22 protein-coding genes and 1 other RNA gene are annotated in these 26,687 nt (G+C 68.4%); 10 read left to right on the forward strand and 13 right to left on the reverse strand.

Annotated elements, in window-relative coordinates:
- Positions 1-238 precede the first annotated feature (238 nt).
- From dnaJ to hrcA, 4 genes are all read right to left on the reverse strand, one after another.
- The gene (dnaJ, locus tag M3U25_RS07250) at positions 239-1,369 is read right to left on the reverse strand and encodes a molecular chaperone DnaJ (protein ID WP_355496850.1); all 1,131 of its coding nucleotides are present in this window, start codon (positions 1,367-1,369) and stop codon (positions 239-241) included.
- A 150-nt stretch (positions 1,370-1,519) separates the two neighbouring features.
- A complete protein-coding gene (gene dnaK, locus M3U25_RS07255) occupies positions 1,520-3,448 on the reverse strand; it encodes a molecular chaperone DnaK (protein ID WP_355496848.1) in 1,929 nt (642 codons plus the stop codon).
- Positions 3,449-3,594: 146 nt separating this feature from the next.
- Positions 3,595-4,116, reverse strand: coding sequence for a nucleotide exchange factor GrpE (gene grpE / locus M3U25_RS07260; protein ID WP_242160448.1), 522 nt, complete (start codon positions 4,114-4,116; stop codon positions 3,595-3,597).
- Positions 4,117-4,279: 163 nt separating this feature from the next.
- Positions 4,280-5,338, reverse strand: a complete 1,059-nt coding sequence (gene hrcA, locus M3U25_RS07265; RefSeq protein WP_160946031.1) for a heat-inducible transcriptional repressor HrcA — start codon at positions 5,336-5,338, stop codon at positions 4,280-4,282.
- A 111-nt stretch (positions 5,339-5,449) separates the two neighbouring features.
- On the opposite strand from hrcA, the gene recN reads away from it, so the two are divergent.
- A complete protein-coding gene (gene recN, locus M3U25_RS07270; protein WP_355496844.1) occupies positions 5,450-7,111 on the forward strand; it encodes a DNA repair protein RecN in 1,662 nt (553 codons plus the stop codon).
- Positions 7,112-7,624: 513 nt separating this feature from the next.
- On the opposite strand, the gene fur is transcribed toward recN, so the two are convergent.
- The gene (fur, locus tag M3U25_RS07275) at positions 7,625-8,047 is read right to left on the reverse strand and encodes a ferric iron uptake transcriptional regulator (protein ID WP_026143876.1); all 423 of its coding nucleotides are present in this window, start codon (positions 8,045-8,047) and stop codon (positions 7,625-7,627) included.
- A 103-nt stretch (positions 8,048-8,150) separates the two neighbouring features.
- Here fur and bamE point away from each other — a divergent pair, with 103 nt between their 5' ends.
- Positions 8,151-8,549, forward strand: coding sequence for an outer membrane protein assembly factor BamE (bamE, locus tag M3U25_RS07280; RefSeq protein ID WP_019796584.1), 399 nt, complete (start codon positions 8,151-8,153; stop codon positions 8,547-8,549).
- A gap of 27 nt (positions 8,550-8,576) precedes the next feature.
- Here bamE and M3U25_RS07285 read toward each other — a convergent pair whose 3' ends face one another.
- Both M3U25_RS07285 and M3U25_RS07290 read right to left on the reverse strand, forming a co-directional pair.
- Complete coding sequence (locus tag M3U25_RS07285; protein WP_355496839.1) at positions 8,577-8,831, reverse strand: RnfH family protein; 255 nt, start codon at positions 8,829-8,831, stop codon at positions 8,577-8,579.
- A 5-nt stretch (positions 8,832-8,836) separates the two neighbouring features.
- Positions 8,837-9,268, reverse strand: coding sequence for a ubiquinone-binding protein (locus tag M3U25_RS07290; RefSeq protein WP_026144297.1), 432 nt, complete (start codon positions 9,266-9,268; stop codon positions 8,837-8,839).
- A 58-nt stretch (positions 9,269-9,326) separates the two neighbouring features.
- Here M3U25_RS07290 and smpB point away from each other — a divergent pair, with 58 nt between their 5' ends.
- Positions 9,327-9,830 carry an SsrA-binding protein SmpB gene (smpB, locus tag M3U25_RS07295; RefSeq protein WP_017908548.1) on the forward strand — a complete coding sequence of 168 codons (504 nt, stop codon included), beginning with the start codon at positions 9,327-9,329 and terminating at the stop codon, positions 9,828-9,830.
- A gap of 612 nt (positions 9,831-10,442) precedes the next feature.
- Here the strand turns inward: smpB and M3U25_RS07300 are convergent.
- Positions 10,443-12,818 carry a S8 family peptidase gene (locus tag M3U25_RS07300; RefSeq protein ID WP_355496834.1) on the reverse strand — a complete coding sequence of 792 codons (2,376 nt, stop codon included), beginning with the start codon at positions 12,816-12,818 and terminating at the stop codon, positions 10,443-10,445.
- Positions 12,819-13,258: 440 nt separating this feature from the next.
- On the opposite strand from M3U25_RS07300, the gene ssrA reads away from it, so the two are divergent.
- Both ssrA and M3U25_RS07310 read left to right on the forward strand, forming a co-directional pair.
- Positions 13,259-13,610: a transfer-messenger RNA gene (gene ssrA / locus M3U25_RS07305) on the forward strand.
- A 226-nt stretch (positions 13,611-13,836) separates the two neighbouring features.
- The gene (locus tag M3U25_RS07310; protein WP_355496831.1) at positions 13,837-14,346 is read left to right on the forward strand and encodes an SHOCT domain-containing protein; all 510 of its coding nucleotides are present in this window, start codon (positions 13,837-13,839) and stop codon (positions 14,344-14,346) included.
- 204 nt (positions 14,347-14,550) lie between these two features.
- Here the strand turns inward: M3U25_RS07310 and M3U25_RS07315 are convergent, their stop codons facing one another.
- The 3 genes from M3U25_RS07315 to M3U25_RS07325 are packed head-to-tail and all read right to left on the reverse strand — an operon-like array spanning position 14,551 to position 18,269.
- Complete coding sequence (locus M3U25_RS07315) at positions 14,551-15,354, reverse strand: SDR family oxidoreductase (protein WP_355496828.1); 804 nt, start codon at positions 15,352-15,354, stop codon at positions 14,551-14,553.
- Between the two features lie 36 nt (positions 15,355-15,390).
- Complete coding sequence (locus M3U25_RS07320; RefSeq protein WP_242160453.1) at positions 15,391-16,914, reverse strand: GMC family oxidoreductase; 1,524 nt, start codon at positions 16,912-16,914, stop codon at positions 15,391-15,393.
- On the reverse strand, positions 16,911-18,269 hold the full coding sequence (locus tag M3U25_RS07325; protein ID WP_242160454.1) for an alpha/beta hydrolase: 1,359 nt from the start codon (positions 18,267-18,269) through the stop codon (positions 16,911-16,913). The genes M3U25_RS07320 and M3U25_RS07325 overlap by 4 nt, the downstream gene beginning before the upstream one ends.
- A gap of 221 nt (positions 18,270-18,490) precedes the next feature.
- On the opposite strand from M3U25_RS07325, the gene M3U25_RS07330 reads away from it, so the two are divergent.
- From M3U25_RS07330 to M3U25_RS07350, 5 genes are all read left to right on the forward strand, one after another.
- Positions 18,491-20,344, forward strand: a complete 1,854-nt coding sequence (locus tag M3U25_RS07330) for a glycoside hydrolase family 15 protein (RefSeq protein ID WP_355496824.1) — start codon at positions 18,491-18,493, stop codon at positions 20,342-20,344.
- Positions 20,341-21,234 carry an SDR family oxidoreductase gene (locus tag M3U25_RS07335; RefSeq protein ID WP_355496821.1) on the forward strand — a complete coding sequence of 298 codons (894 nt, stop codon included), beginning with the start codon at positions 20,341-20,343 and terminating at the stop codon, positions 21,232-21,234. The genes M3U25_RS07330 and M3U25_RS07335 overlap by 4 nt, the downstream gene beginning before the upstream one ends.
- 435 nt (positions 21,235-21,669) lie before the next feature.
- The gene (locus M3U25_RS07340; protein ID WP_355497722.1) at positions 21,670-22,053 is read left to right on the forward strand and encodes a VOC family protein; all 384 of its coding nucleotides are present in this window, start codon (positions 21,670-21,672) and stop codon (positions 22,051-22,053) included.
- Between the two features lie 522 nt (positions 22,054-22,575).
- The gene (locus M3U25_RS07345) at positions 22,576-22,749 is read left to right on the forward strand and encodes a hypothetical protein (RefSeq protein ID WP_355496818.1); all 174 of its coding nucleotides are present in this window, start codon (positions 22,576-22,578) and stop codon (positions 22,747-22,749) included.
- Between the two features lie 512 nt (positions 22,750-23,261).
- Complete coding sequence (locus M3U25_RS07350; RefSeq protein WP_242160458.1) at positions 23,262-24,254, forward strand: GGDEF domain-containing protein; 993 nt, start codon at positions 23,262-23,264, stop codon at positions 24,252-24,254.
- A gap of 233 nt (positions 24,255-24,487) precedes the next feature.
- Here the strand turns inward: M3U25_RS07350 and M3U25_RS07355 are convergent, their stop codons facing one another.
- Both M3U25_RS07355 and M3U25_RS07360 read right to left on the reverse strand, forming a co-directional pair.
- Positions 24,488-25,945, reverse strand: coding sequence for an efflux transporter outer membrane subunit (locus M3U25_RS07355; RefSeq protein ID WP_355496814.1), 1,458 nt, complete (start codon positions 25,943-25,945; stop codon positions 24,488-24,490).
- Positions 25,939-26,673, reverse strand: coding sequence for an SDR family oxidoreductase (locus M3U25_RS07360; RefSeq protein ID WP_355496811.1), 735 nt, complete (start codon positions 26,671-26,673; stop codon positions 25,939-25,941). Before M3U25_RS07360 ends, M3U25_RS07355 begins: the two co-directional genes overlap by 7 nt.
- Between the last annotated feature and the right edge of the window lie 14 nt (positions 26,674-26,687).

Raw genomic sequence — 26,687 nt, forward strand, 5'->3', positions numbered from 1 at the left:
TTCGACGATAACGCGTCGCGGCTGAAGCCCCTCCCACAAAAAGCCTGGCAGCGACCAGGAACGCTTGGAAAATCCCGAACCCGGCTTTCAACAGCCGCAGGCTGGTCATCCCGAATCCCGAATCCCGAATTCCCAATCCCGGCTTTCAGCAGCCGCAGGCTGGTCACCCCGAATCCCGAATTTCAATCCCGGCTTCCAACAGCCGCAGACCGGTCATCCCGAATCCTCAATCCCGGCCTTACGACGTCATCCGGTCCCAGAACCCCTTCACTCCATCGATGAAGGTCGCCGACTTCGGCGAATGCTTGCGCGCGTCCTCGCCGGTGAAGGTGGACTCGAACTGCTCCAGCAGCTTGCGCTGGTCGGCGGTGAGGTTGATCGGCGTCTCCACCACCACCCGGCAGTACAGATCGCCTTCGCTGCGGCTGCGCACCGAGCGCACGCCCTTGCCGCGCAGGCGGAACAGCTTGCCGGTCTGGGTTTCGGCCGGGATGCGGATCTCCGCCTCGCCGCCCAGGGTGGCCACGCGGACGGTGTCGCCCAGCGCCGCCTGCGAGATGCGGATCGGTACCTCGCAGTGCAGGTCGTCGCCGTCGCGCTGGAAGATCGCATGCTCGCGCACCCGCACTTCCACGTACAGATCGCCCGGCGGCGTACCGGCCGGACCGGCCTCGCCCTCGCCCGACAGGCGGATGCGGTCGCCGTTGTCGACGCCGGCGGGAATCTTCACCGACAGCACCTTGGTCTCTTCCACACGCCCGGCGCCGTGGCAGACGCCGCACGGGTTCTGCACGATCTGGCCGCGGCCGGCGCAATGCGGACAGGTCTGCTGCATGGCGAAGATGCCGCGCTGGATACGCACCTGGCCGCGCCCGTGGCAGGTGACGCAGGTCTCGACCTTGCCGTCCTCCGAGCCGCTGCCGTGGCAATGCTCGCATTCGCTCAGGGTCGGGATCTCGATGCGGCGCTCGATGCCGGCCACCGCTTCTTCCAGGTCCAGCTCCAGCACGTAGCCGATGTCGGCACCACGCCGCGGCGCACGCCCGCCACCGCCGGCACCACCGAAGATGTTGCCGAAGATGTCGCCGAAGATGTCGCCCATGTCCGGGCCGCCAGGGCCGCCGCCCATGCCGCCCATGCCGTGCTCGAACGCGGCGTGGCCGTGCGCGTCGTACATGCGCCGGCGGTTGCCGTCGGACAGCACCTCATAGGCTTCCTTGCATTCCTTGAACGCGGCCTCGGCGGCTTGGTCGCCGGGATTGCGGTCCGGGTGGTACTTCATCGCGCAACGGCGATAGGCCTTCTTCAGCTCGTCGTCGCTGGCGGTGCGGGCCACACCCAGCACTTCGTAATAGTCGCGTTTGCTCATAGCTGGGAATAGGCGGTGGAGAATGGGGAATGGTTCAAAACGGGCATCCTTTGGCGATACGTCATAGCGGCGTTGAAACCGGGAACCTTAAACGGCGAAGGAGCGGAGCCTGAGCACCGCTCCTTCGAAAACCGATTCCCTACAGCTGGGTCACGCCTTCTTGTCGTCCTTGACCTCGGTGAACTCGGCGTCCACCACGTCGTCGGACGGGGCCGAGGACGCATGCGCGCCGCCGGCGTTGCCGCCTGGCTGCTGCTCGCCCGCCGCCGCGGCCGCGTACAGCGACTGACCGGCCTCTTCCAGCGCCTTGGTCTTGGCCTCGATCTGGCCCTTGTCGTCGCCCTTCATCGCGGTTTCCAGATCCGCCAGCGCCGACTCGACCTTGCCGATCACGTCGCCGCCGACCTTGCTGCCGTGCTCGGTGATCGCGCTGCGGGTGGCGTGGATCAGGCCGTCGGCCTGGTTGCGCGCCTGCACCAGCTCGTGGAACTTCTTGTCTTCCTCGCGGTTGGCTTCCGCATCGGCGACCATCCGCTGGATCTCATCGTCCGACAGACCCGAACCGGCCTTGATCTCGACCTTCTGTTCCTTGTTGGTCTTCTTGTCCTTGGCCGACACGTGCAGGATGCCGTTGGCGTCGATGTCGAAGGACACCTCCACCTGCGGCAGGCCGCGCGGCGCCGGCTCGATGCCGGACAGGTCGAACTTGGCCAGCGACTTGTTGTAGCGGGCCTGTTCGCGCTCGCCCTGCAGCACGTGCACGGTCACCGCCGACTGGTTGTCCTCTGCGGTGGAGAACACCTGCGAGGCCTTGGTCGGGATGGTGGTGTTCTTCTCGATGATCTTGGTGAACACGCCACCCAGGGTCTCGATGCCCAGGCTCAGCGGGGTCACGTCGAGCAGCAGCACGTCCTTGACGTCGCCGGCCAGCACGCCGCCCTGGATCGCAGCGCCCAGCGCCACGGCCTCGTCGGGGTTGACGTCCTTGCGCGGCTCCTTGCCGAAGAACTCGGCCACGGCCTGCTGCACCTTCGGCATGCGGGTCTGGCCACCGACCAGGATCACCTCGGTGATGTCGCTGGCGCGCAGGCCGGCGTCGTTCAGCGCGGTGCGGCACGGATCGATGGTGCGCTTGACCAGTTCCTCCACCAGCGCCTCGAGCTTGGCCCGGGTCAGCTTGATGTTGAGGTGCTTCGGGCCCGACGCGTCGGCGGTGACGTACGGCAGGTTGACTTCGGTCTGCTGCGAGGACGACAGCTCGATCTTGGCACGCTCGGCGGCGTCCTTCAGGCGCTGCAGCGCCAGCGGATCCTTGCGCAGGTCGATGCCCTGGTCCTTGTTGAATTCTTCGACGAGGTAGTCGATGACGCGCTTGTCGAAGTCTTCGCCGCCCAGGAAGGTGTCGCCGTTGGTGGCCAGCACTTCGAACTGCTTCTCGCCGTCGACGTTGGCGATCTCGATGATCGACACGTCGAAGGTGCCGCCGCCCAGGTCGTACACCGCGATCTTGCGATCGCCGCCCTGGCCCTTGTCCAGGCCGTAGGCCAGCGCCGCGGCGGTCGGCTCGTTGATGATGCGCTTGACGTCCAGGCCGGCGATACGGCCAGCGTCCTTGGTCGCCTGGCGCTGGCTGTCGTTGAAGTACGCCGGCACGGTGATGACCGCCTCGGTGACGGTCTCGCCCAGGAATGCCTCGGCGGTCTTCTTCATCTTCTCCAGCACCTGGGCGGAGATTTCCTGCGGGGCCAGCTTGCGGCCGTCGGCGGTCGCCACCCAGGCGTCGCCGTTGTCGTGCTGGACGATGCCGTACGGGACCAGGCCGATGTCCTTCTGGACTTCGGCGTCGGTGAACTTGCGGCCGATCAGGCGCTTGACCGCGTAGAAGGTGTTCTTGGGGTTGGTGACGGCCTGGCGCTTGGCCGAGGCGCCCACCAGCACTTCGCCGTCCTTGGTGTAGGCGACGATCGAAGGCGTGGTGCGGTCACCCTCGGAATTCTCGATGACGCGGGCCTTGCCGCCGTCCATGATCGCCACGCACGAGTTGGTCGTGCCCAGGTCGATGCCGATGATCTTGCCCATTGCAATGACTCCTGAAAGGTCGTGTAGCCGGCCAGTGCCGGGATTCTGATTCGGATATAGGGATGGCTGCAGGTCATTCAAGCCATCGCCGCAAATTAGCGTTCCACTGCCGCCGCGCCGGGTTCAGGCGCGGGCGGCCGGCCCGCTCAATCGTGCTTGGCCACCACCACCAGCGCCGGCCGCAGCAGGCGCTCGTTGAGCAGGTAGCCCTTCTGGAACACCTGGATCACGTGGCCCGGGGCGACGCCCTCGGCCTCGGCCTGGCTGATCGCCTGGTGATGCTCCGGGTTGAAGGGCTCGCCGGTCGGGTCGAGCAGGGTCAGGCCGTTGTCGGCGGCGACCTTGAGCAACTGCTTGTAGGTCAGCTCCAGGCCGTCGCGCAGCGGGCTGGGCTCGCTGCCGGCGGCGGTCAGCCCCGCGTCCAGACTGTCGAACACCGGCAACAGGTCGCCGAGCAGGCGCTCGTTGGCGAACTTGCGCGCCTGCTCCACGTCGCGGGCGATGCGCTTGCGCTGGTTCTCCAGGTCGGCCCGCTCGCGCAGGGCGTCGGCCTTGACCAGGGCCAGCTCGCTGCGCAGCGTCTCCACTTCCGCCTGCAGCGGATCGGTCGAGGGCTGCTGCGCCTCGGTCAGGTGTTCGGAATCGAATTCAGGGTGCTCTTGCGTCATGTCCGTGTCCCTGGCGGGGTGCGTCCCGCCTTACCGGACCACCTATGTGGGCGGTGCGGGCGGATTCAAGTGAATCCGGGGATGGGCGTCGGGATTGGGGATTGGCGTGGCGCGGCGGGACCGCCGGCTGACGAATGGCGCGGCGGCGCCCCGTGCGCGTGGCTCAGCGGTCGCCGGGCGGGGACGGGTCCAGGCGGGCGCCGAGGACGTCGGCGGCGGTCTGCACCAGGGGAATGACCCGGTCGTAGTCCATGCGCTTGGGACCGATCACGCCCAGCACGCCCAGCACCTGGCCGCCGGCCATGTACGGGGCGGTGACCAGCGACACGCTCTCCAGCGGCACCATGCCGGTCTCCTCGCCGATGAAGATGCGCACGCCGGGCGCGCGGATGGTGCGCTCGAGCAGTTGCAGGATCTCGCGCTTGCTGGCGAAGACCTCGAACAGTTCGCGCAGCCGCTCCAGGTCCGACAGGTCCTGCACGCCCATCAGCTTGGTCTGCCCGGCCAGCACCATGTCGTCGCCGGCCGGGGCCAACGCCTGCTCGGCCAGTTCGACGCTGTGCGCCAGCAGCTGCTCCATCTCGTCGCGCGCATGGCGCAGGTCGCGCAGCAGGCTGGCGCGGATGTCGGCCAGCGCGCGCCCGGCGAAATGCCGGTTCAGGTAGTTGGCCACCCGCTCCAGCTCGGCCGGCTCGTAGGCCTTGCGCGGCTCGATCACCCGGTTCTGCACCTCGTTGTCGGCGAACACCAGGATCGCCAGCACCCGCCGCGCGTCCAGCGGCACGAAGTCGATGTGCCGGAACGCGAACTGCTCGCGCTTGGGCGCGCTGACCACGCCGACGAAGTGGGTCATGGCCGACAGCAGTTCCGAGGCGCTGCCGAGCAGCGCCTGGGTGCCGGCGGCATTGGCCATCTCCGCGCGCAACCGCGCCACCTCGCCCTCGGCCGGCGGACGCATCTGCACCAGGCTGTCGACGAACACCCGGTAGCCGGTGGCGGTGGGCACGCGCCCGGCCGAGGTGTGCGGCGAGCTGAGCAGCCCGGCGTCCTCCAGGTCGGCCAGGATGTTGCGGATCGTCGCCGGGCTCACGTCCAGCCCGGCGTGCCGGGCCAGGGTCTGCGAGCCGACCGGCTCGCCGTCGCGGATGTAGCGCGAGATCAGCGTGCGCAGCAGCTGCCGGGCACGCGGATCGAGGCTGGAATGGACCGGGGAAGCGCGCATGGAATCAACCCGTGAGACTGGTCCTTAGATAATGTCTGCACGCCGGCTTGGCAAGTCATTGGCCCACCTACCCGCGCGTGCTAGCGTTGCGCGGCTCCGGATGCAGACCCCATGCTCAGACATCTCTCGATCAAGGATTTCGCCGTTGTACGCGGCACCGAACTGGAATTCGGCCCCGGCATGACCGTGGTGTCCGGCGAAACCGGCGCCGGCAAGTCGCTGATGGTGGACGCGCTCGGCTTCCTGTCCGGGCTGCGCGCCGACAGCGGCGTGGTCCGCCACGGCGCCGACCGCGCCGAACTGTCGGCCGAGTTCGTCGCCCCCGCCCAGGCCCGCGCCTGGCTGCGCGAGAACGAACTCGACGACGAGGAACAGTGCCAGCTGCGCCGGGTGATCCGTGCCGACGGCGGCTCCCGCGCCTGGATCAACGGGCGCCCGGTGACCCTGTCGCAACTGGCCGAACTGGCCGGCCACCTGGTCGAGATCCACGGCCAGCACGAACACCAGGCCCTGCTCTCGCGCGGCAGCCAGCTCGGCCTGCTCGACGCCTACGCCCGCAACGAGGCCGAACGCGCCGCGGTGCGCGCCGCCGCAGCCCGCTGGCAGGGCCTGCTCAGCGAGCGCGAGACCCTGCTGGCGCAGGGCGACGTCAGCGACCGCATCGGTTTCCTGCAGCACCAGTTGGCCGAACTGCAGCGCGAGGACCTGGACCCGGCGGCGATCGCTGCCCTGGATGCCAACCACCGCCGCCAGGCCCACGCCGCCGCGCTGATCGGCGCCTGCGAGGGCGCGGCGCAGCGGCTCAACGGCGACGAGGCGCCGGCGGTGCTGGACCTGTTGCAGCAGACCCGCCACGAACTTGGCAAGGTCGGCGAGTACGACCCGCGCCTGGCCGAGGTGCAGGCGCTGATCGACAGCGCCGGCATCCAGCTGGAAGAAGCCCTGGCGCTGATCGACCGGGTCCGCGACGACCTGGACGCCGACCCGGCGCAGTTCGAGGAGATGGAACGCAAGCTCGGCCGCCTGCACGACCTGGCCCGCAAGCACCGGATCGGGGTGGACGCGCTGGCCGGGCACCGCGACGCCCTGTTGGCCGAGGTGGAGAGCCTGCGCGGTGCCGGCGAGCGGCTGGACGTGCTCGACGCCGAGATCGCCCAGGCCACCCGGGCCTGGCGCGACGCCGCGGCCGCCCTGACCGCCACCCGCGACCGCGGCGCGCAGGCGCTGTCGCGCGATACCACCGCCCTGATCGGCGAACTGGGCATGGGCGGCGGCCGCTTCCTGATCCAGCTCGAGCCGCACGACACCGAACGGCCGGACCCGGCTGGCGCCGAGCGGGTCGAGTTCCTGGTCGCCGCCAACGCCGGGCAGCCGCCGCGCGCCCTGCGCAAGGTCGCCTCCGGCGGCGAACTGTCGCGCATCTCGCTGGCGATCGAGGTCGCCGCGCTGGGCCTGGACGCGGTGCCGACCATGGTCTTCGACGAAGTGGACTCGGGCATCGGCGGCGCCGTCGCCGACATCGTCGGCAAGAAGCTGCGCGCCCTCGGCGAGCAGCGCCAGGTGCTGTGCGTGACCCACCTGCCGCAGGTCGCCGCCCAGGGCCACGCCCATTACCGGGTCAGCAAGGCACCGGTCGAGGGCATGACCCAGAGTTCGGTGGAACTGCTGGCCCCGCGCCAGCGCGAGGAAGAACTGGCCCGGATGCTGGGCGGCGTCGAGGTCAGCAAGGAAGCCCGCGCCGCGGCCAAGCGGCTGCTGCTCAACGCGGGCTGAGCCGCGGCCATCGCACGCGGCACCGCTGGGCCAAACTGCCCCGACCCACATGGGCAATCTGGATCGGATCACAAAGCGGCACAGCCCCAGCCGCCAATGCAGCTAAACCGCGAGCATCAACAAGCCCCTCTCCCGCCGGGAGAGGGGTTGGGGTGAGGGTTCGGCGCGAAGCGACCCGCCGACGTGATCCACGCGGCCGCCACCCGGCCCCTCATCCGCCCCTGCGGGGCACCTTCTCCCGATGGGAGAAGGGGAAAGCTTTAGCCCCTCTCCCAACGGGAGAGGGGTTGGAGTGAGGGTACGGCGCGGAGCGACCCGCTGACGTGATCCACGCGGCGCCACCCGCACCCTCATCCGCCACTGCGGGGCACCTTCTCCCGATGGGAGAAGGGAGAAGCAGTAGCCCCTCTCCCGCCGGGAGAGGGGTTGGGGTGAGGGTCCGTGGCGAAGCCCTCGCGCATCTGGCGCACAAGGAGGGGCCACACGCGGACCGGGTTCACCCGGCGGCGGAACTCAACCCTTCTTGCCGCTGGGCCGCTTGCTGCGCACGTACAGCACCAGCGAGTGTTCTTCCAGCTCGTAGCCGTGATCGGCAGCGATCTTGCGCTGCAATTCCTCGATTTCCGCGCTTTCGAACTCGATGATCTTGCCGGTATCCACGTCCACCATGTGATCGTGGTGGCCGCCGCGGTCCAGTTCGTACACCGCCTGGCCGCCCTCGAAGTTGTGCTTGAGCACCAGCCCGGCCGCCTCGAACTGGGTCAGCACCCGGTACACCGTGGCCAGGCCGATCTCGTCGCCGTGGTCCAGCAACTGCCGATAGATCTCCTCGGCGGTCATGTGGTGCCGCGCCGATTTCTGCTCCAGCAGCTCGAGGATGCGCATCCGGGGGTGCGTGACCTTCAGGCCGACTTTGCGCAGATCGTGGGATTCCATGGCGTCTCCGTTCATAGCTGGTTTATCGCCAGCTGCCTGGGAATGGGTCGCGGCGGTCGCCGGGAGTGTATCATCGACGCGATTTCATTCAGCCATGTCCCCGATGCGCAATCTCCTGCTGGTCGCCGCTGTTGCCCTGTCCACCGCTGGCTGCGGCATCATTTACAAGCAGCCCATCTACCAGGGCAATCTGATCAAGCCGTCGGCCGTGGAGCAGCTCAAGGTCGGACAGAGCAAGCAGCAGGTCAGCGCGCTGCTCGGCAGTCCCTCGATTCCGGATCCGTTCCACGCGCAGCGCTGGGACTACACCTCCACCGAGCGTGTCGATCGTCTGGGCCATACCGAGATCAAGAACTTCGTGGTGTTCTTCGACAACGACATGGTCACCCGCTGGGAAGGCGACTATTTCCCGGATCAGGACGAAGAGCTGGCCAAGAACAGCGTGCGCCAGTTCGGCCGCAACCTGGCCAAGGACAAGAAGAAGCAGCGCCGCGGCGAATGAGCCAGCGGCCGCGTCACGCCCGGCCGCTCAGCGCGGCTTGGCGCGGCGGCGTCTGGCGTCCTTGGGATCGATCAGCAGCGGCCTGAGCAGTTCCACCCGGTCCCCGTCCTGCAGCAGCCGCGTCGGTGCGGCGACCTCGCCATAGACCGCGCACGGCATGCCGGGCGTCGCCTCGGGCAACGCAGCAGCGGCCAGCGCATCGGCCACCGTCGCGCCCTCCGGCAGGTCCAGCCGCTGCGACACGAAACGCTCCGGCCAGGCCAGCACCACCTCGATCCGCACGGCGGCTAGGCCTGTTCCCGGTCGGCCACGCGCACGAAGTCGTTGACCATGCGGTCGGCCAGGCTCTGGAAGCCCAGCGCCAGTGCCGGCCCCAGCAGGCGCGAGGCCGGTTCGAAGTCGAGCATCAGGCTGACCTTGCTGGCGTGCTCGTTGAAGCCCTGGAAGGTCCACTGCCCCTGCAGGCGCTTGAACGGGCCGTCGCGCAGCTGCATATCGATGCGGTCCGGGCGCTGCAGGCTGTTCTCGGTGGTGAACCAGGTGCGGAACGAGCCCAGCCCCAGGTCCAGCCGTGCCACCAGGACGCGGTCGTTCTGCTCGAGGATATGGGCCGCATCGCACCAGGCGAACCGGCGCGGATAGGCGGCGACGTCGTTGACCAGATCGAACATGCGCGTTGCGGCGTGTTCGACCAGAGCGCTGCGGCGGATGATAGGCATTCGGACGGGAAGTGGGACCAAGACGTTCGGGAGGCCCCGAATCGGAGACAATAGCAAGATGAGCAAGAAACCCGTCAAGGATAAAGCAAACGGCGCGACGGCCAACAAGACCATCGCCCTGAACAAGCGCGCGCGCCACGAATACCACCTGGAGGACCGCTACGAGGCCGGCCTGGCCCTGCAGGGCTGGGAGGTGAAGTCGATCCGCGCCGGCCGCGCCAACATCGGCGAGAGCTACGCCTTCGTGCGCCAGGGCGAACTGTTCCTGTTCGGCGCGCAGATCACTCCATTGATCCAGGCCTCCACCCATGTGGTCGCCGACGACCGGCGCACGCGCAAGCTGCTGCTGCACCGGAACGAGATCGACAAGCTGATCGGCCGCGTCGAACGCGACGGCTACACCCTCGTGCCCACCGCGATGTACTGGAGCAAGAACAAGATCAAGCTCGAGATCGCGCTGGCCAAGGGCAAGCAGGACCACGACAAGCGCAACGCGGCCAAGGACCGCGACTGGGCCCGCGACAAGCAACGGATCATGCGCCGGCACAACAAGAATGCCTGAGGGCTGAGATGATCAGCCATCCGGCTGCTGAAAAGCCGGGGATTCGGGATTGGGGATTCGCAGGGGCGGCTTCCCCGCGCGCCTCCCGCGTTCCTACCGCCTCGCCTCTCCCGTAGCAACGGCTTCAGCCGCGAGGCGCTGAGGCCGGGATTGGGGATTGGGGATTGGGGAGTCGCGAAGGCAACTCCCTGGCACACCAACTCAGCCGCACGCGCAGCGCAGCACGCGGAAATTTCGGCAGCCGCAAGAGCCCCCGTAGCGCATCAACCCCTTGTAGGAGCGGCTTCAGCCGCGACGCGGTGACGCCGGAATCTCGACATGATTCCAAAGCGCCCGCCGTACAGGGCACCCAGCCGTCTCAAGCACCGCTCCTGAAGCTTTGGCTTTCAATCATCGCGGCGCAAGCAGATTCTCGAATGAAAGACGATGCGGCCTAGGAACGGTTGTTGCGAATCCCCGATCCCAATCCCCCATCCCCAATCCCGGCTTCACCGCCTCGCGGCTGAAGCCACCCCTACAGAAAAAGCGAGGCAGCAGGGATCCGCCGTTGCGAATCCCCAATCCCGAATCACAACTTTTCAGCAGCCGAATGGCTGATCATCCCGGCCCCGCTCACGTCCCCCCAAGCATCCGCATCAAGCTCGGCAGTCCACTGCCCTGCATGTAGCGATCGCGCTGCAGGTCCAGGCACTGCGCCAGCACCAGCTGCTTGACCCGGTCCGGTGCGCCGATGAACTCGCGGCGCACCGACAGGAAGGCGGCGATCAGCCCGGACACATGCGCCGCGGCCATGCTGGTGCCGCTCATCTCCACCATCCAGGTGCCCGGATCCGCGACCGCATAGCCGTGGTGGGCCGACAGGATCTTTTCGCCCGGCGCGACCAGGTCGGGCTTGTAGCGGCCGTCGGCCGTCGGGCCGCGCGAGGAGAAATACGAAATGCCGTAGCTGTGCGGGCTGCTCTTGTGCACCGAGCCCACCGCCAGCGATTCCTCCAGGTTGGCCGGGTCGCCGATGCTCAGGTCCAGGTTCAGCGGATAGGCCTCGCCATCGCCCTGCATCAGCCAGGCCAGGCCGTCGTTGCCGGCCGCGATCACCACCACCACGCCCTGCCGCCACAGCCGACGCAGTTCGTTGCACAGCGGGGTGAAGCCGCAGCCGTAGCTCTCCGCATCGAAGTAGCCGCCCAGGCTCAGGTTGACCCCGTGCACCACTAGTTCGCCGGCACGCTCGTTGAGTTCGGCCACCTGCTGCACGCCCTTGATGATCCACGAGTCGCGGCCGTTGCCGTCGTCGTCCAGCACCTTCAAGCCGTAGAGCCGCGCCAACGGTGCCATGCCGGCGAACTGCAACGGTGCGGTGGCCGGCGCGCCCGGCAGCGGCGCCTCGCATTGCCCGGCGATGATGCCGGCCACGTGGGTGCCGTGGCCGTTGCCGTCGAGCGCGTCGAAACCGGCCTCGCCCGGGCGCAGCGCGCGTGGGCGCCTGCGCTGGGTGCAGTCCCATTGGGCAAGCACGGTCGGTGGCTGCCCGGCGACGTGGAAATGCGGATGCGCCGCGGCGATGCCGCTGTCCAGCACCGCCCAGCCGATGCCGGCGCCGAGCGCGCGATAGGCCACCTGCGCCGCATCCACCTGGATCGTGCTGCGCGACTGGTAGATCAGCGCGCGCTTGCCCGCATCGCGCCACAAGCGCTTGAGGTTGAGGTCGCGATAGCGCTCGCGCAGGCTTTCGATCTCGAACCGGGTCAGCCGCGCCGACACGTAGCGCTGCAGGGTGTCCTCCAGTTCGATCTGCGCATCCAGCGCCTTGCCCTGCAGCCCGGTGGAGGCCTGGGTCAGCGCGCGCAGCGCCGCGATCAGCGCAAGCTTGCGCTGCGCCGCATCGCCGGCATCGGACAATCGTTCGAGCTCGATCAGCACCTCGTGCCGATAGTCCGGCGCGCGCGCCTCCAACTGGTCGGACAGGTCCTTGATCAGCACCGGATGCGCGATCGGCTGGTCGAAGCCCACTCCCACCGCGCGCCGCACCTCGGCCCGTACGTCGGGGATGGACAGGTAGCCGGCGGCCGAATGCGGGTTGTGCTGCCAATCCGGGTTGATCTTCGACCCGGCGATGTTGTGGAAGCGCCCGTCGGCATCGGCGATGTCGTCGCTGAGATCGTCGTCCAGGGCCACCGGGTCGCGCCGCTCGGCGACGTTGACCCAGCGCGCCACACAAGGCGGAAACGGCAGCTTCGGCGTGCCGGTCCACTCCTTGAACATGCTGCGCACCACCGGCAGCCCCAGCGGCGATCCGAGCGTGAGCAGCAGCGAGACCTCGCACTCCTGCGGCTGCAGCTCGCGCAGCACATCGTAGGCGATCAGCGAGCCCTGGCTGTGCGCGATCACCACGAACGGGCCGCCACCGGCGCGGATGCGCTGCAGCAGGCTCTCGCGCATCTGCGTGCGGCGCGCCGGCACGAAGAAGAAGTCGTGCACGTCCTGCAACAGCGCCGCGGAGATCAGCTTGAGCAGCGCGCGGTTGAGCACGTCGACCACGCCTTGCGCATGCACGTCGGCGGTTGCCGTCGCTGGCGCCGCTGCCTCCACCTCGTCCAGCAGTTGCTGCAGCCGTGCGCGCTCGACCTCGCTGGCGGCCAAGGTGTCGGCGAGCTGGCGTAGATCGGCCAGCTGCGGGGCCACGCCGAGCGCGCTGAGGACACGCTGCTCGGCCTGGTTCAACACCGGGCCGCGATCCTGATCCTGGCAATCGCCCGGCTCCGGCGACGGATAGCGTTCGCGATTGACCCAGTAGGCCATGCGCGTGCGCTCGCCCATCGCGCGCCCGAACAGGGCGCGGTCCCACTGGCAGCGCAGTACCTCGGCCGGCGGCTTGTTGCCGATGCCATGGATGTAGACGACCGTGCGTGCCTGCCCCTGCGCCAGCGAGCCTTCGCCGGTGGCCTTGGGCCGCAGCGCGCTGCCGGCCGGCGGCGTGGCGGCGGGCATCGCCGAGGCAGGCCTGCTGGCGCTGGAAGCCGCGACGTTGGATCGGGACGGTGCAGCGGCCCGTGCCGATGCGGGTGCCCTCGTCGCTGTCGGTGCCGGCGTCGCCGTCTTCGGCGCCTTGGGAGCACGCGCGCCACCCGCTGTCGTCTTGCGCGCTGCCGCTCTCGGCTTGGCGGCGGATGTCGCCTGCGCCTTGACCGGCGCCTTGCCGGTTGAGGACTTAGAGGAGGTGACGGGTGCCTTCGGCGCGGACCCGTTGCTGCGGCCACGCGACTGTCTGCTTGCCATTGCGCTGCTCCATGCCTGGGGAATGCCTGGGGGACGGCGGCGTGACGGGGCCGGCGTCGCAGTGAAGCCAGCTTAAGCGTGGTCTGTCTCAAGACTTGTGACTGCCCTCCCCGATCCCTACACTGTGCAGGTCAGCGTTTGACGTTGTCCCCGGGGGTGCACTGGTTTCGACGGGGGTTGCAAAATCGCTTGGCGCATGCCGAGGGGGCAGCTTTCCTCGTAAATCCAGCCGCAAACTTATAGTTGCCAACGACGACAACTACGCTCTGGCCGCTTAAGGCCTAGCCCCGAAATCGCTTGTGTCCGTGCTCGCGACGTAGGGTCATTATCACGGAATCGCCGGTGGTGGCTGCCTGTCAGCCATTGGCTAAATCAAGCAGGCTGGTCCCGGGATGCGCTTCGCACATCGTGCTGTTCCGGGATGAGATCCAACGATGAGCTAAGCATGTAGTGCCGGGGATGGAGTGCCTTCGGACGGCGGTTCGATTCCGCCCACCTCCACCATCCAAACGTCCATGGACGTGCAAACAAGGCTGGAATCCCGATCGCATCGAGGTTTCCGGCTTTTTTTGTGCCTGCTGCCGGCCGGTAGCACGCGGGACGGCATCACCACGGTAGCGCCACGCTCGCCACTGGGATCAACCATCGTGCGGTCGCATGCCATAGTGAGGCTACCAATGACCCCGCGTCATCACAGGTAGGCCCCGCGATCACTCGCTGAGGAAGGACCATGAAACGCATTCTTTTCGTGCCCATGCTATGGATGGCGCTGGCCGGCACCGCGCAGGCCGTTGAGCCAGAGTTTGCGCAGGTGTCACCCGGCGTGTGGATGGTGACGGTCAAGAATCACGCCGGCATCTTCGCCAGCGCTGCAACGACCAAGCGCAAAGCGCTTCTCGCTGCCAACGCGTTCGCCGCCGCCAAGAACATGCAGGCGGTACCGGTGGCAATGGAAGCGGTGGACGCAGGTGGACCGGGCCAGTGGCCATACGTCGAGTATCAGTTCCGTCTAGTTCCGCAAGGTTCCGATGAGACCGTCGGGTTGCAGCCACGAGCAGACATGCAAATCGAGGTGAACGCGAGCGCGGCATCGCCGGCCGCAACCGGCGATGCGCCGCGCGCACTCGGCGCGCAGCCCGATCTGTGCGCCGAACTGCTGAAGCTCGACGACCTACGGAAGAAAGGCCTGCTCACCGATGCCGAGTTCCAGGCGCAGAAGGTCAAACTGCTGTCGCGCTAGCCACGTCGAAAGCGCTCACGCAGTGTTCTACTCCACGTTCCGGACGAACACCACGTTGCCAGAGAACGAAACGCGCCCCGCCCCATCACGCTCGCTGGCGTCAAAATGACAGCCAACGGAACAGCAGCCGAAAACTCCAGCTTCCACCATCGGCTCCTGCGAAACACGCAGGAGCATCTCCTTTGTCCCGAGACCCGTTCCGACTCACCCCGCGATGGTCTGCACCGACCCGGAATCGACCCGGATGCCGGCGCCATTGATGAAGCTGGCGCGCTCGGAGCACAGAAACGCGACCGCCGCCGCCACTTCTTCCGGCCGGCCACGCCGCTTGAGGACCATGCCGGGACGTTCCTCGTCCAGGAACGACGACACCGCTTCATCGAAGGTCATGCCCTTTTCCTTCGCGCGCTTGTGCATCATTGCGTCGGTCATCGGGGTATGGATGAACGCGGGCGACACCGTGTTGACCAACACGTTGTCGCCACCGTAGGCCTTGGACAGGCCCTTGGCCAGACTCAGGATTCCGGCCTTCGACGCGCAGTAGGCCAGTTCGTCCACATAGGGCTGCACGGCGTCCTCGGACGCGAACAGGACGATCCGCCCCCAGCCGTTTCGGCGCATCGCGGGAATCGCTTCGCGGCACATCCGCACCGCGCCCATCAGGTTGATGTCCAGCGTTTCGAGCCACCCCGCATCGCTCACGTCGAGGAAGTCGCCGGTCGCCCCGGTGACGCCGGCCGCATTGACGTAGATATCCGGATCGCCCAGCTGTGCCCGGACCTGCGCCCAGATGTCCGCGACATCGTTCGCACGCGTCACATCGCCCGCCACGGCGATCACCTCGCCCAGGCCCGACAGCTCGGACAGCGCCTGATCGAGCGTGCCGTCCGCACGGTCGGTGATCGCCACACGCACGCCGGCCTGCAGCAGTTGGCGGGCGGTTTCCTTGCCCATGCCCGAGTCGGCGCCACTGATCAGGGCAGTCCGATGGTTGATTCCAAGGTCCATGTCGTTTTCCTCGTTGGGTGAAGGGGAAGCAATCGCCTAGTGCGCGAGAAACCGCTCGGCGGTGCGCAAGCCGAGTGCCATCTGTGTCAGGGCCGGATTGGCCGCCAATGCGCTGGGGAAGACCGAGTTGTCGCAGACGTAGAGATTGCCGATGTCGAACGAACGGCCATCCGGATCGACCACGGCCTGCGCGGGATCGCGGCCCATGCGACAGGTGCCGAGCGTGTGTGCCGAGCGCGCGGCGGCGAAGATGTCCTGGGCGCCGGCCGCCTCCCAGATCGCCTGCAGCGTGCGTCTGGCGTGGGCATCGATCGCCTGTTCGTTGGGTCCGTAGCTGAAGTCGACCCGCGCCTTGCGCAGGCCGAAGGCATCGCACTCGTCGGCGAGCGTCAGGCGATTGGTGTCCTGCGGCAGGCATTCGCCATTGATGCCGATGCCGGCCAGGCGGTTGTAGCGCGTCATGGTCCGCACCAGCGCCGCGCCCCAGCGGCCGGCACCGCGCGCCAGCGTGTTGGCGAGCGTCACCGGCTGCACGCCCAGGCTCTGGATCAGATAGCCGCCGGCAAACTCGGCCTGCGCGGGGCGCAGCATGTCCTCGCTCATCAGCGAGGAGGGGTAGCCGCGGTTCATGCGCATGTCCATGTCGAACGTGCCCCAGACCTGGGTCGCGACATGTGCCATGAAATTGCGCCCGACCTGTCCACTGGAGTTGGCCAGTCCCAGGTTCAGCAGCAAGCGCGGCGTTTCCACGCCGCCGGCGCATAGAAACAAGGCCGTGCAACGCTGGCGCAGTTCGCGCTCGCCCTGCCGGTAGACGACGCCGGTGACCGCGCCCAGGCTGTTGCGCTCGATGCCGACGACCCGGCAATCGGTGCGCAGGTCCGCACCGTGCGCCCGTGCCAGCGGCAGCCAGGTCGTGTCCACGCTGACCTTGGCGCCATTGCTGCAGCCCTGATGACACGCACCGCAGTTGTTGCAGGCCACGCGCGTGCCCCAGTGCGGCTGTTCGTGCGGCCGGGTGACTAGCGCCGCCGGTGCATCGGCGGCCGTGATGCCGAGCGCACGGCAGCCGCGCTCCATCGCCTCGGCGGGTGCGTTGCGCTGGGCAGGCGGGAAGGCATAGCAGCGCTCTCCGTCCCATGGGTAGACCGCCGGCCCGGACACGCCGATGAAGCGTTCGACGCGCTGGAGGTAGGACAGCAGTTCTTGGTGCGCGATCGGCCAGTCTTCGCCCTGGCTGGTCTGCGTGCGTAGTTGCAGATCGCGCGGGTCCGGGCGCGGGCAGAACGCGCCCCAGTGCAGCGTCGATCCGCCGAGCCCCGCACCGGAATTGTTCGGGCCGAACGCCGTCGGCGTCCGCCCTCCGCTGAGGCGCTCTTCCATCCAGTAGATGTCCGTCGCCAGTTCGTCCGCGCGGTGCGCATCCGGGCCGAACGCGGCGCCGGCTTCCAGCACCACCACCGAGACGCCGGCCTGCGCCAGTCGCGCGGCCAGCGGACCGCCGCCGGCGCCGCTGCCGACCACGACCGCATCCACCGCCGCAGTCGATACGACGCTCATGGATGCGCCTTGGGCAGCAGCTGCCAGGCCTCGCGGCGATCGGCGACGGTTTCCTGGTAACCGGGGCTGCCCGCGCCCAAGCCGCCCACGGCGAACCCGTCGTAGCCCAAGGCGGCCATGGTGACCGGAAGGCTTGTCCAGATACGCACCGTCTCGGCACGCACGTCTTCGAACCAGGCGGCGAGTTGCGCCGCGCTCCATCCGCACGCGGGACAGTCGCCTGCCTCGCTCAGGAAGATGGCGCGCAGCCAGCCGTCCTGTTCCTGTGCAGGCAAGGCGGCGAAGCCGCCGGACAACGCGTCCAGCGCATCCAGCCCCATCGGCCAGGCGAGACGGTCGGGCGGCAGGTCGGCAAACCGCCACCCGTCCCCTACCTCCTTGGCGAGATCGACGTCGATGCGGCGCGCGATATCGCGGGCGTCGCCCGCACCATCCAGAACGCGCTCGACCACGGCGGCCAGCGTGCCTGACTGGCGCTCGCTCAATATGCCTTTTGCCGCACGCGACGGCCCGGCATGGCGATGCAGCAGCGCCTTGCGCATCGTCGGGGCGACGCGCTCGGCATTGAGCAACGCCACGAAGTCGTCGGGCAGCCGGCGTGCCGCGGTACCGTCGACGTGCGCGGCGATCAACGCCGCGAGCGCCTGCGGTCGTTCGTAGGGAATCAGGTGTGCTGCCTGCGCCACCACGGTGAGGTGCGCATCGCGGTAATGCGGCAGGTTCCAGCGCCGCTGCGCCGTCTCGTCGAGATCGCCGTCCTCGCTGCCCGCGACCACGAGCGCGGGCACGTCGATGCAGCCGGCCTGCGCCGCGCAGTCCTCGCGGCTGCCATGGGTGAGCCAGGCGTTCCATGCGCGCGCGCTGCTGCGCAGGACATCGTCGACAGCGCCGCCACGCGGCGATGTCGGCAACGGCGCCGCGCAGTTGTCGTCGATGAACTGTTCGGCCTGCTGCCGCGTGGGGCCGGCACCGTCGAACCAGGACAACATGGTCTGCCGCCGGGATTCGTCCATCGGCTCAGGCGCGGGCGGCGATGCGGCCACTAGGACGACCCCGGCCAGGCCAGCGAGCCCGGCCATGCCATCGCGCGCGCGCGCGGCGGCCAGGGTGGCGATCTTCCCACCCATGCTGTGGCCAACCACATACCAGCAATTCGGCCTGTCGCGCGCAACTGCGCCTGCGAACCAGTCCACCAGCGCGGTCACATCGGGGCGATCCAACGCCGGCGCAGTGCCGAAGCCTGGAACATCCAGTGCGATGCAGTCGAAGCGCGGTTGCAAAACATCGATCACCGAAGACCACTCGCGCCCGCTCGAGCCGAGGGCGTGCAGGAAATACAGGACCGGTTTTCCCATGGTGCACCTCGATGACGGTGACGCACGATGGACCAGCCTTCGTCCACGCCACGTGGAGGCCCACACAGGCAGATGCCGTCCTCACCGGGCCTCGGCAGAGAGGCCACTACCGTCGGGCTGCCCTCCCCTTCGCAGCATCTCCATGCTTCATCGACACGTCACGCTGGAATCGAAGACGCCCCAGCGCGGCCCTGACGCGCCCTGGCGTGGAGCCTGAGCACGTGCCCACGACAGCCCGGCCACGCCGCTCGACCTCAAGCGCCGGCCGCACCGAGGGTGCGCTACCGATCGAACAGTACGGCGCACTCGGCGAAGGACGCTCGGTCGCCCTGACCGGATCGGACGGATCGATCGATTGGTGGTGCGCGCCCAACATGGACAGCCCGCCGCTGTTCGACCGGCTCCTGGACGCCGAGCAAGGCGGCTACTTCGTGCTGGCCCCGGACGCGCCCTTCCGCACCGAGCGGCGCTATCGGAAAGACAGCAATGTCCTGGTCACCACGTTCACCACCGCATCCGGCCAGGCGACGCTGACCGAGTCGCTCAACAGCGGGCATGCGGGACGGCTGCCCTGGTGCGAACTCGCACGACGCATCGAGTGCCAGCGCGGAACCATGCGCTTCCGGCTGGAGCTGAAATTCAGCTTGCGGGCGCAGAACGCCAGCCCGTACTGCGCGGCGATCGGCCCGCACACCGTATTTCATGTCGACCGCCTGCTTGGCGTCATGATCCACGACGACAAGCTGAGCTGCGTGTGGTCGGATCACGGCGTTCGCGGCGAGATCACCGTGGCCAAGGGACAACGCGCGACGATCGCCCTGGTCGTCGGCGAGGACGAGCCACTGGTCGCGCCCACCATCGGGGAGATCGACAGCCGCATCGACCTGACCGACAAGGAATGGCGGGCATGGTCGAAGAACGTGACCTTCCCGCACGAGGGGCGGGATTTTTTCGTCCGCAGCGCGCTCGCGCTCAAATTGCTGCTCTATTCGCCCTCCGGCGCCATCGCCGCTGCCGCGACGACGTCGCTGCCCGAACGCATCGGCGGCGACAAGAACTTCGATTATCGCTATGCCTGGATCCGCGATGCCGGCTACACCATCCAGGCGTTTCTCGCCGCCGGCCTGGAAGCGGAATCGAAGGCTGCCTTCACCTGGCTGATCCGGCAACTGCGCCAGCACGGGCCGAAAGTCGTGTTCACCCTGGACGGCGGACTGGTTCCCGACGTCATCGAACTGGAGGCCGCCGGCTACCGCAACACGTTGCCGGTCGTGCGCGGCAATCTCGCCGGTGGGCAACACCAGCACGGCATCTACGGCGACATCTTCGAGACCGCCTATTGCTTCGTGAGCCGCGGCAACATCCTGGACGCATCCAGCGCCGAATTGCTGTCCCGGCTTGCCGACCAGTGCGCCGATCACTGGCGCAAGGCCGACTCGGGGATCTGGGAGTTGCCCGAACTGCAGCACTACACCATGTCCAAGGTCAGCTGCTGGCAGGCGCTGGCCAGGGCCGTCGAACTGGCCGACCAGGGCCAACTGCCGACGACGTGTCGCGATCGCTGGGAACGGGAGCGCGACAGGATCAAGGACTGGATCGAAGTCCACTGCTGGTCGGACGCGCAGCAGGCCTTCGTGATGTATCCGGGCAGCGACAAGCTGGATGCGTCGGTGGCGCTGGCCGCACGGTTCCGCTTCGACGGCAAGGATCGGCTGTTGGCGACGCTGGACGCGATCGACCGCGTGTTGGGCGCCGGCGCGTTCCATTACCGCTACTCCGGCATGGCGCAGGAAGAAGGCTGCTTCGTCGCGTGCTCCTACTGGATCGCCGAGGCCTATGCCCGCCTGGGACAGAAAGCCAAGGCCAGGAAACGGCTGGCCCGACTCAATGCCGCGCTCGATCGCTGCAACGGCCTGTTGAGCGAGATGGTCGATCCGCACACCGGCGCGTTCCTGGGAAATTTCCCCCAAGGACTCAGCCATCTCGCGCAGATCATGGCGATGTCGACCATCGAGAACACCACAACCAATCCGGTAAAACTCCGTCCACACGCCAAGAAGAGGAAGACACGATGAACGATCGACTGAAGATGCAGGACCCGCGCGAACAGTATCCCAAGCCGCCATTTCCGCGGCAGCCGCAGCCGGTTCCGGGGAAGGCCTCGGACATGGACCCGGTTCCCGATCACGGCGAGACGAGCTATCGCGGCGCGGGCAAGCTGACCGGCCGCCGCGCCCTGGTCACCGGCGGCGACAGCGGCATCGGCCGCGCCGCGGCCATCGCGTTCGCGCGCGAAGGCGCCGATGTGGCGATCTCCTTCCTGGAGGAGGAAGCGTCGGACGCGCAGGAGGTCATCGCCCTCATCGAGGCCGAAGGACGCAAGGCGATCAGCCTGCCGGGCGACATCACCGATCGGCAATGGTGCGCGGAGCTGGTCGAGAAAGCCGTTGCGGGCCTGGGCGGCCTGGACATCCTGGTGATCAACGCGGGCCGGCAGCAGTATCGGGAAGAGATCGGCGACGTCAGCGACGAGGATTTCGACAAGACGCTGAAGACCAACCTCTACGCGATGCACTGGATCTGCCGCGCCGCGGTGCCGCACCTTCCGCCGGGCGCCGCGGTGATCACCACCGCGTCGATCCAGGCGTACGACCCGTCGGCGATCCTGCTCGACTACGCGACCACCAAGGCCGGCATCGTCGCCTACACCAAGGCATTGGCGGCACAGTTGAGCGAAAAGGGCATCCGGGCAAACGTGGTGGCACCCGGTCCGTTCTGGACCGCGCTGCAGTCGTCTGGCGGCCAGCCGATGGAGGCGGTCACCCAGTTCGGCTCAAAGACGCACTTCAAGCGCCCTGGCCAGCCGGTCGAAATCGCACCGCTTTATGTGCTCCTCGCCAGCCAGGAAGGCAGCTACCTGACCGGCGAAGTGTTCGGCGCGACCGGTGGTGCCGGCGTCGCCTGACGCGTCGTGGGACAGGTGCACGCCCAGGCGTGCACCTGCCTGCATAGCCATCGCGTCATGTTTCCCATGTGTCGCCATGCGCGGGCGACCCCAGCGGTCCATGTCCATCTGCATGACGCCGCACAGTGCTGCTGCGCGGCCTCCCGACGCGCGGCCGCCGTGGCTGACCCAGCGTGCTCCCGGAGAGCGCGCAGCAAGCACTGCTTTGGGCATGCGGCGCAATCGGCGATACTGCCGACGAAGCCCACACTCGCCGTCCGGACGCTCAGGGAACATCGTCCACGCATCTGGACAACTGCCACCCGTCCAATCGCTACCTGCGAACGGCGCCGGCTGGACCGGCCGACAGCGAACCCGTCGGTCGCAGGCGTGTGCGACCTTCCATCGCGCTGCGCCAGCGTCCCGACCTTCGCCATTCTTCATGCAGGTAGCCTGATGCTCCACCATGTTTCGTTCGGCGTTCGCGACCTTGCCGTCGCAGGCGCGTTCTACGATGCGGCGCTGCGGGCGTTGGGCTACCTGCGCGTGTTCGCAGATGAGACCGCGATCGGGTATGGCATGGCCGAGGGCAGCGACGATCTGTTCTGCCTGAAACTGCATGACCGCGCCACGGCGCCGGGACCCGGTTTCCATCTGGCGTTCGCCGCGACAACGCAGTTGCAGGTGGACGCGTTCCACCGTGCCGCACTGCAGGCCGGCGGTCGCGACAATGGCGCGCCCGGCCTGCGTCCCGACTATGGGGACGCCTACTACGCCGCGTTCGTCATCGACCCGGATGGGCATCGCATCGAGGCCGTCTTCAATCCACTGGGCAGCTAGATCTGCAACACAGGTCCGGGTCCATTGTCGGGGAGCCATGGGTTCGTAGACGGCAGCATCCAAATCCGTTGCGGCAAAGTCGGCGGCAAATGGACCTCACCAGCGCGGGGACGCACATCAGATCGGCGATGCTGCCCGTACGCTGTCTGAGTTGGCGGCGAGCCGCGCATCGCTAAACGCTGCCCGGAAACGCAAAACGCACCGGCAGGTGGATGCCTGCCGGTGCGTGAAAAGTGGTCCAGCCGCGGATGCCTGCATCCTTGAAGCAGCCCCAGGCATCGCCCCGGCCGCACAGCTGGTACGCGCATCATGCGTGGGCACCCGTTACGCCAGCGTCCTCGAGGCGTTGCGAAATGATGTCGGCCGTGTCGTGGCCGTGCGACGAGAGGGCGTGGCGCCGCTCTTCCCCCGCGACGATCACGTGTACCGGCGTCGGCAATCGAAGAGCCTGGCAACGCGCCGACATCTCCGTCACCAGCGGCCTGTAGGGTGGAATGCTCTTTCCGATCGAGACTGCCCGCCATGCCCTTGACCCAGGAACAGCTGCGCATCCTGCAGGACATCCACGCCACCACGCCGGTCAGCGAGGCAGAGGCGGCCTGGGCGGTGCGCGAGAACTATGCGGCGCAAGGCGAGGATGGCGATCTCGCGCTGAGCCAGAAAGGGCTGCAGGCCATCGACGGTAACGACGCCTAGCCCGTCCCTGGCGGGCGCGCCACGCGGATCCTGCCCGCGCCGGTCACGCTGGCGGGCGAGCATGACGCGTCGGGGCGGCGGCTTCACTGAGCGCGATACGCGCAACGCCGGTTTGACGCCACCGCGGGGCCGCCAGGCGCAACGCGCCTGACCTCGCCCGCACCCTCAGCCGGCGCCGCGCGCCACCTTTTCCGGGAGGGAGGAGAACCAGCTGCGCGTGTCCTCCCGTGGCCCTCCCCTGCCGGCCGCGACCAGACACGGCCTGCCGCGTGGCGCAGGCGATCGGTGCGACGCCGGTCGCTGCGTCAATGCGACGCTGTCGCGGCGCGCACGGTGTCGGCAATTCCACTACGCCGCGTTCAGCATCGGGATACGCACCACAAAAGAATCTTGGGCATGGAACTTGCCTCTTCCACCGCAACACTCTTCCGCCATCCTGACGTCGCCATGTTCGTCGCCCGCCCCCGTTCAACCGCCCGCCATGACCATGCGCCGTGCCGGAGCGCCTCTCCGTGAGCGCGGGCTTGACCCTGCGCCGGCATTTCCGGCTTGGCATCATCAAGGTTCTCGGTCCCTCCACGGCCGGGGTGCTGCTGCTGTTCGCCCTCTACCAGATCGCGATCGGCGCGCCGTTGACCGCGCTGGCCGGCGCCGCCCTGGCCGGCTTGGCTGCGTTGGCGACCTGGCTGGCCCTGCATCGCGGCGACGGCCGCATGGATCCGTTGCTGTCGCTGAGTTGGCTGCTGGGCAGCGCCCTGGCCTGCCATGCGCTGCGCCATGCCGCGGTGCCGTGGCTGTACCTGGTGATGATGAGCAACTTCTTCGCGGTCACGCGCAATGTCGCCCTGGCCTGCAACGCGACCCTGATCGCGGTGCTGCTGGTGGTCACCCCGAGCACGCTGGGTGCCGAGCATTTCTTCTCCATGCTGGCGGTGTCGCTGCTGATCACCGGACTGGGCTACATGCTGGCGTTGCGGGTGGAAGGCGATCGCCTGCAACTGGAGCAACTGGCCTCGCACGACTCGCTGACCGGGCTGCCGAACCGCCGCATGCTCGAGCGCAGCCTGTCGCAACGAGTGGCCGATCCACGCCGGGCGACCCGCCGGCATGGCTTGATCGTGCTCGACATCGATCACTTCAAGGAGGTCAACGACCTCTACGGCCATGCCGAGGGCGATCGGGTGCTGGTCGAGCTGGCCACGTTGCTGCGTGCGCAGGTGCGCGCGCCGGACGAGGTGTTCCGGTTCGGTGGCGAGGAGTTCGTGGTGGTGGCACGGCTGCAGTCCGCGACCGAACTGTCCGCCTTCGCCAGGCGGCTGCACGACGCCGCGCGCACGGCGCTGCGCGGCCCCAACGGCACCATCACCGTGTCGCTGGGCGCGGCGATGCTGTGCGACGAGGTGCAGTGGCACGACTGGTTCTCGCGTGCCGACACCGCGCTGTACCAGGCCAAGAACAACGGACGCGACCGCTACGTGATCGCCGAGGACGTGGCGCAGGACTGAGCGGCCGGCACCGGCGGCAGACGCGGCGCCATCCGGTCCGGCAGCCGTCACCAGCCTCCGCAGGAGCGGCTTTCAGCCGCGACGGGCCTCACCGGGAACGCCCGTCGCGGCTGAAGCCGCTCCTACAGGAAACCCGCACCGGCCTGATGCTGACAAAAAGCAGATGAAGTGAGGCGCCGAGAAGGCCACGGTGCGTGCAGTCGGCCTGCACCGCGGCCTTCGCAGCACCCCGCTCAGCGCGCCTGCAGCGCGGACGCCGCCACCGCGGTGGTCGCGACGTCCCTGCCGGCCTCCGTGCCTGCATCCTGGCCCCAGCCGCCGAGCGCCTTGTACACCCGCACCACGCCGATGTTCACCGCCGCTTCGGCGTCGGCCAGGTCCGCCTCGGCGGTGAGTTGCGTGCGCTGCGCATCGAGCAGGGTCAGAAAATCCTCCGAGCCTTCGCGGTAACGGATCTGCGCCAGCGCCTCGGCGCGCTGCGCGGCCTGCGTCTGTTCGGCCACGATCGCCAGCCGCGCCTGCTCGTGGGCATAGGCAGTCAGGGCGTTCTCGGTGTCCTCCAGCGCGCCGAGCACGGCCTTCTCGTAGTCGGCGGCGGCACCGTCGGCCTGCGCCTCGCTCGCGCGCAGGCGCGCCCGCACGCTGCCCATGTCGAACGCCGCCCACTGGATCGACGGAGTCAGCGACCAGGCCTTGCTGCGTCCGTGCAACAGGGCGCCGGCATCGCCGGACAGGAAGCCGACGAAGCCGGACAGGCTGATCCGCGGGAACAGGTCGGCAGTGGCCACGCCGACCCGTGCGGTCGCTGCCGCCAGGCGGCTTTCGGCGCTGCGCACGTCGGGACGCCGACGCAGCAACTGCGTGGTGTCGCCCAGCGGCAAGGCCCGCGCATAGGCCGGGGTCGGCTGGGGCGCCAGCAGCGCATCGAGCGCGCCTGGCGGCTTGCCCAGCAGCACCGCCAACCGGTGCCGCGCCTGCGCGGCGTCGACTTCCAGCAACGGGATATCGGCCTCGATCGCCTTCAGCCGCGCGCGGCTGCTCTGCACGTCCAGCTCGCTGCCCGCGCCCAGCCGCCAGCGGGTCTCGGTCAGCCGCTGGGTATCGCGCAGGTTGTCCAGCGTGGTGCGCGCCAGGGCGATGCGCTTCTGCGTGCCGCGCAGGGCGAAGTAGTTGCGCGCCACCTCCGCGGCCACGGTGACCTGGGCGTCGGCCAGGCCGGCCTGTTCGGCCTCAAGATCTGCGCGCGCGGCCTCGCTGGCACGGCGCTGGCGCCCGAACAGGTCCAGCTCCCAGCCGGCATCGAAGCCGAGCCGGTAGCTCTCGGTGAGCACGCGCGCGCCGCCGGCATCGGCGTCCGGCGCCTTGCCGCGGGTGTAGTCGCCGCCGGCGGTCACGTGCGGCGCCTGGTCCAGGCGCTGCTCGGCGAAGACGGCGCGTGCCTCGTGCACGCGCGCCAGGGCGATGCGCAGGTCCAGGTTGGCGACCAGACCGTCGTGCACCAGTTGCTCCAGCACCGGATCGTCGAACTGCGCCCACCAGGACGCGACCGGCGAATCGGTCGCGAACACCGGCGACGCCGCGCCCTGCAGCGTCACCGTCGGCTGCACCGGTGCGTGGTAGTCGGGGCCGACGCTGGCGCAGGCGCTGAGCAGCGCCAGCGCCAGCGCGCCGAGTGCGGGACGGATCACCATGGCAGCACCTGTCCGACATGGGTGTAGCTGCCGGTGGGGCCGTCCGCGTCGAGCAGCGCCATCATCACGCTGCTGCGCGCGCCGTCGGCCACTTCCAGCTCGCCCTCGCCGGAATTCATGTCGGTCTTCACGTAGCCAGGGTGGATGGTGTTGACCTTGATCGGGGTGTCGCGCAGTTCGTAGGCCAACTGGATGGTCCAGGCATTCACCGCGCTCTTGGACACGTTGTAGGCCGGCACCTTGAAGTCGTAGATCGGCGAGCCCGGCTGGCTGTGCAGCGTCAGCGAGCCGAGCAGGCTGGAGACGTTGACGATGCGCGCGGCCGTCGCTTCCCGCAGCAGCGGCAGGAACGCCTGGGTGACCGCGATCAGGCCGAACAGGTTGGTGTCGAAGGTCTCGCGCCAGGTCTCCAGGGTCTGCTGCGAGACGCTCAGGCGCAGGTCGTCGCGCAGGATGCCGGCGTTGTTGACCAGGATGTCCAGCCGTCCGTGGCGTGCGCGCACCGTGTCCACCGCCGCGGCGATGCTGGCGGCGTCGGTGACGTCCAGGGTCAGCGGCTCCACCGGCAGGCCCTCGCCCTGCAGTTCCAGCGCCGCGGCGCTGGCGCGGGTGGCATCGCGCCCGGCCAGCAGGGTGCGCACGCCGGCCTCGGCCAGTTGCCGCACGGTATGCAGGCCGATGCCGCGGGTGGCGCCGGTGACCAGGGCGATCTTGTGTGCTACGTTCATTGCGAAACTCCTGA

The organism is Xanthomonas sp. PPL134 (assembly GCF_040595915.1).
GTDB lineage: Bacteria > Pseudomonadota > Gammaproteobacteria > Xanthomonadales > Xanthomonadaceae > Xanthomonas_A > Xanthomonas_A indica.

Coding starts and splice junctions, on each gene's coding strand:
- recN (WP_355496844.1), top strand. CDS start 5,450: ATGCTCAGACATCTCTCGATCAAGGATTTCGCCGTTGTACGCGGCACC.
- M3U25_RS07290 (WP_026144297.1), bottom strand. CDS start 9,268: ATGCCTATCATCCGCCGCAGCGCTCTGGTCGAACACGCCGCAACGCGC.
- M3U25_RS07355 (WP_355496814.1), bottom strand. CDS start 25,945: ATGGTGATCCGTCCCGCACTCGGCGCGCTGGCGCTGGCGCTGCTCAGC.
- M3U25_RS07320 (WP_242160453.1), bottom strand. CDS start 16,914: ATGAGCGTCGTATCGACTGCGGCGGTGGATGCGGTCGTGGTCGGCAGC.
- M3U25_RS07300 (WP_355496834.1), bottom strand. CDS start 12,818: ATGCCCGCCGCCACGCCGCCGGCCGGCAGCGCGCTGCGGCCCAAGGCC.
- fur (WP_026143876.1), bottom strand. CDS start 8,047: ATGGAATCCCACGATCTGCGCAAAGTCGGCCTGAAGGTCACGCACCCC.
- bamE (WP_019796584.1), top strand. CDS start 8,151: ATGCGCAATCTCCTGCTGGTCGCCGCTGTTGCCCTGTCCACCGCTGGC.
- grpE (WP_242160448.1), bottom strand. CDS start 4,116: ATGACGCAAGAGCACCCTGAATTCGATTCCGAACACCTGACCGAGGCG.
- M3U25_RS07340 (WP_355497722.1), top strand. CDS start 21,670: ATGCTCCACCATGTTTCGTTCGGCGTTCGCGACCTTGCCGTCGCAGGC.
- dnaJ (WP_355496850.1), bottom strand. CDS start 1,369: ATGAGCAAACGCGACTATTACGAAGTGCTGGGTGTGGCCCGCACCGCC.
- smpB (WP_017908548.1), top strand. CDS start 9,327: ATGAGCAAGAAACCCGTCAAGGATAAAGCAAACGGCGCGACGGCCAAC.
- M3U25_RS07360 (WP_355496811.1), bottom strand. CDS start 26,673: ATGAACGTAGCACACAAGATCGCCCTGGTCACCGGCGCCACCCGCGGC.
- dnaK (WP_355496848.1), bottom strand. CDS start 3,448: ATGGGCAAGATCATCGGCATCGACCTGGGCACGACCAACTCGTGCGTG.
- M3U25_RS07335 (WP_355496821.1), top strand. CDS start 20,341: ATGAACGATCGACTGAAGATGCAGGACCCGCGCGAACAGTATCCCAAG.
- M3U25_RS07310 (WP_355496831.1), top strand. CDS start 13,837: ATGAAACGCATTCTTTTCGTGCCCATGCTATGGATGGCGCTGGCCGGC.
- M3U25_RS07325 (WP_242160454.1), bottom strand. CDS start 18,269: ATGGGAAAACCGGTCCTGTATTTCCTGCACGCCCTCGGCTCGAGCGGG.
- M3U25_RS07345 (WP_355496818.1), top strand. CDS start 22,576: ATGCCCTTGACCCAGGAACAGCTGCGCATCCTGCAGGACATCCACGCC.
- M3U25_RS07315 (WP_355496828.1), bottom strand. CDS start 15,354: ATGGACCTTGGAATCAACCATCGGACTGCCCTGATCAGTGGCGCCGAC.
- hrcA (WP_160946031.1), bottom strand. CDS start 5,338: ATGCGCGCTTCCCCGGTCCATTCCAGCCTCGATCCGCGTGCCCGGCAG.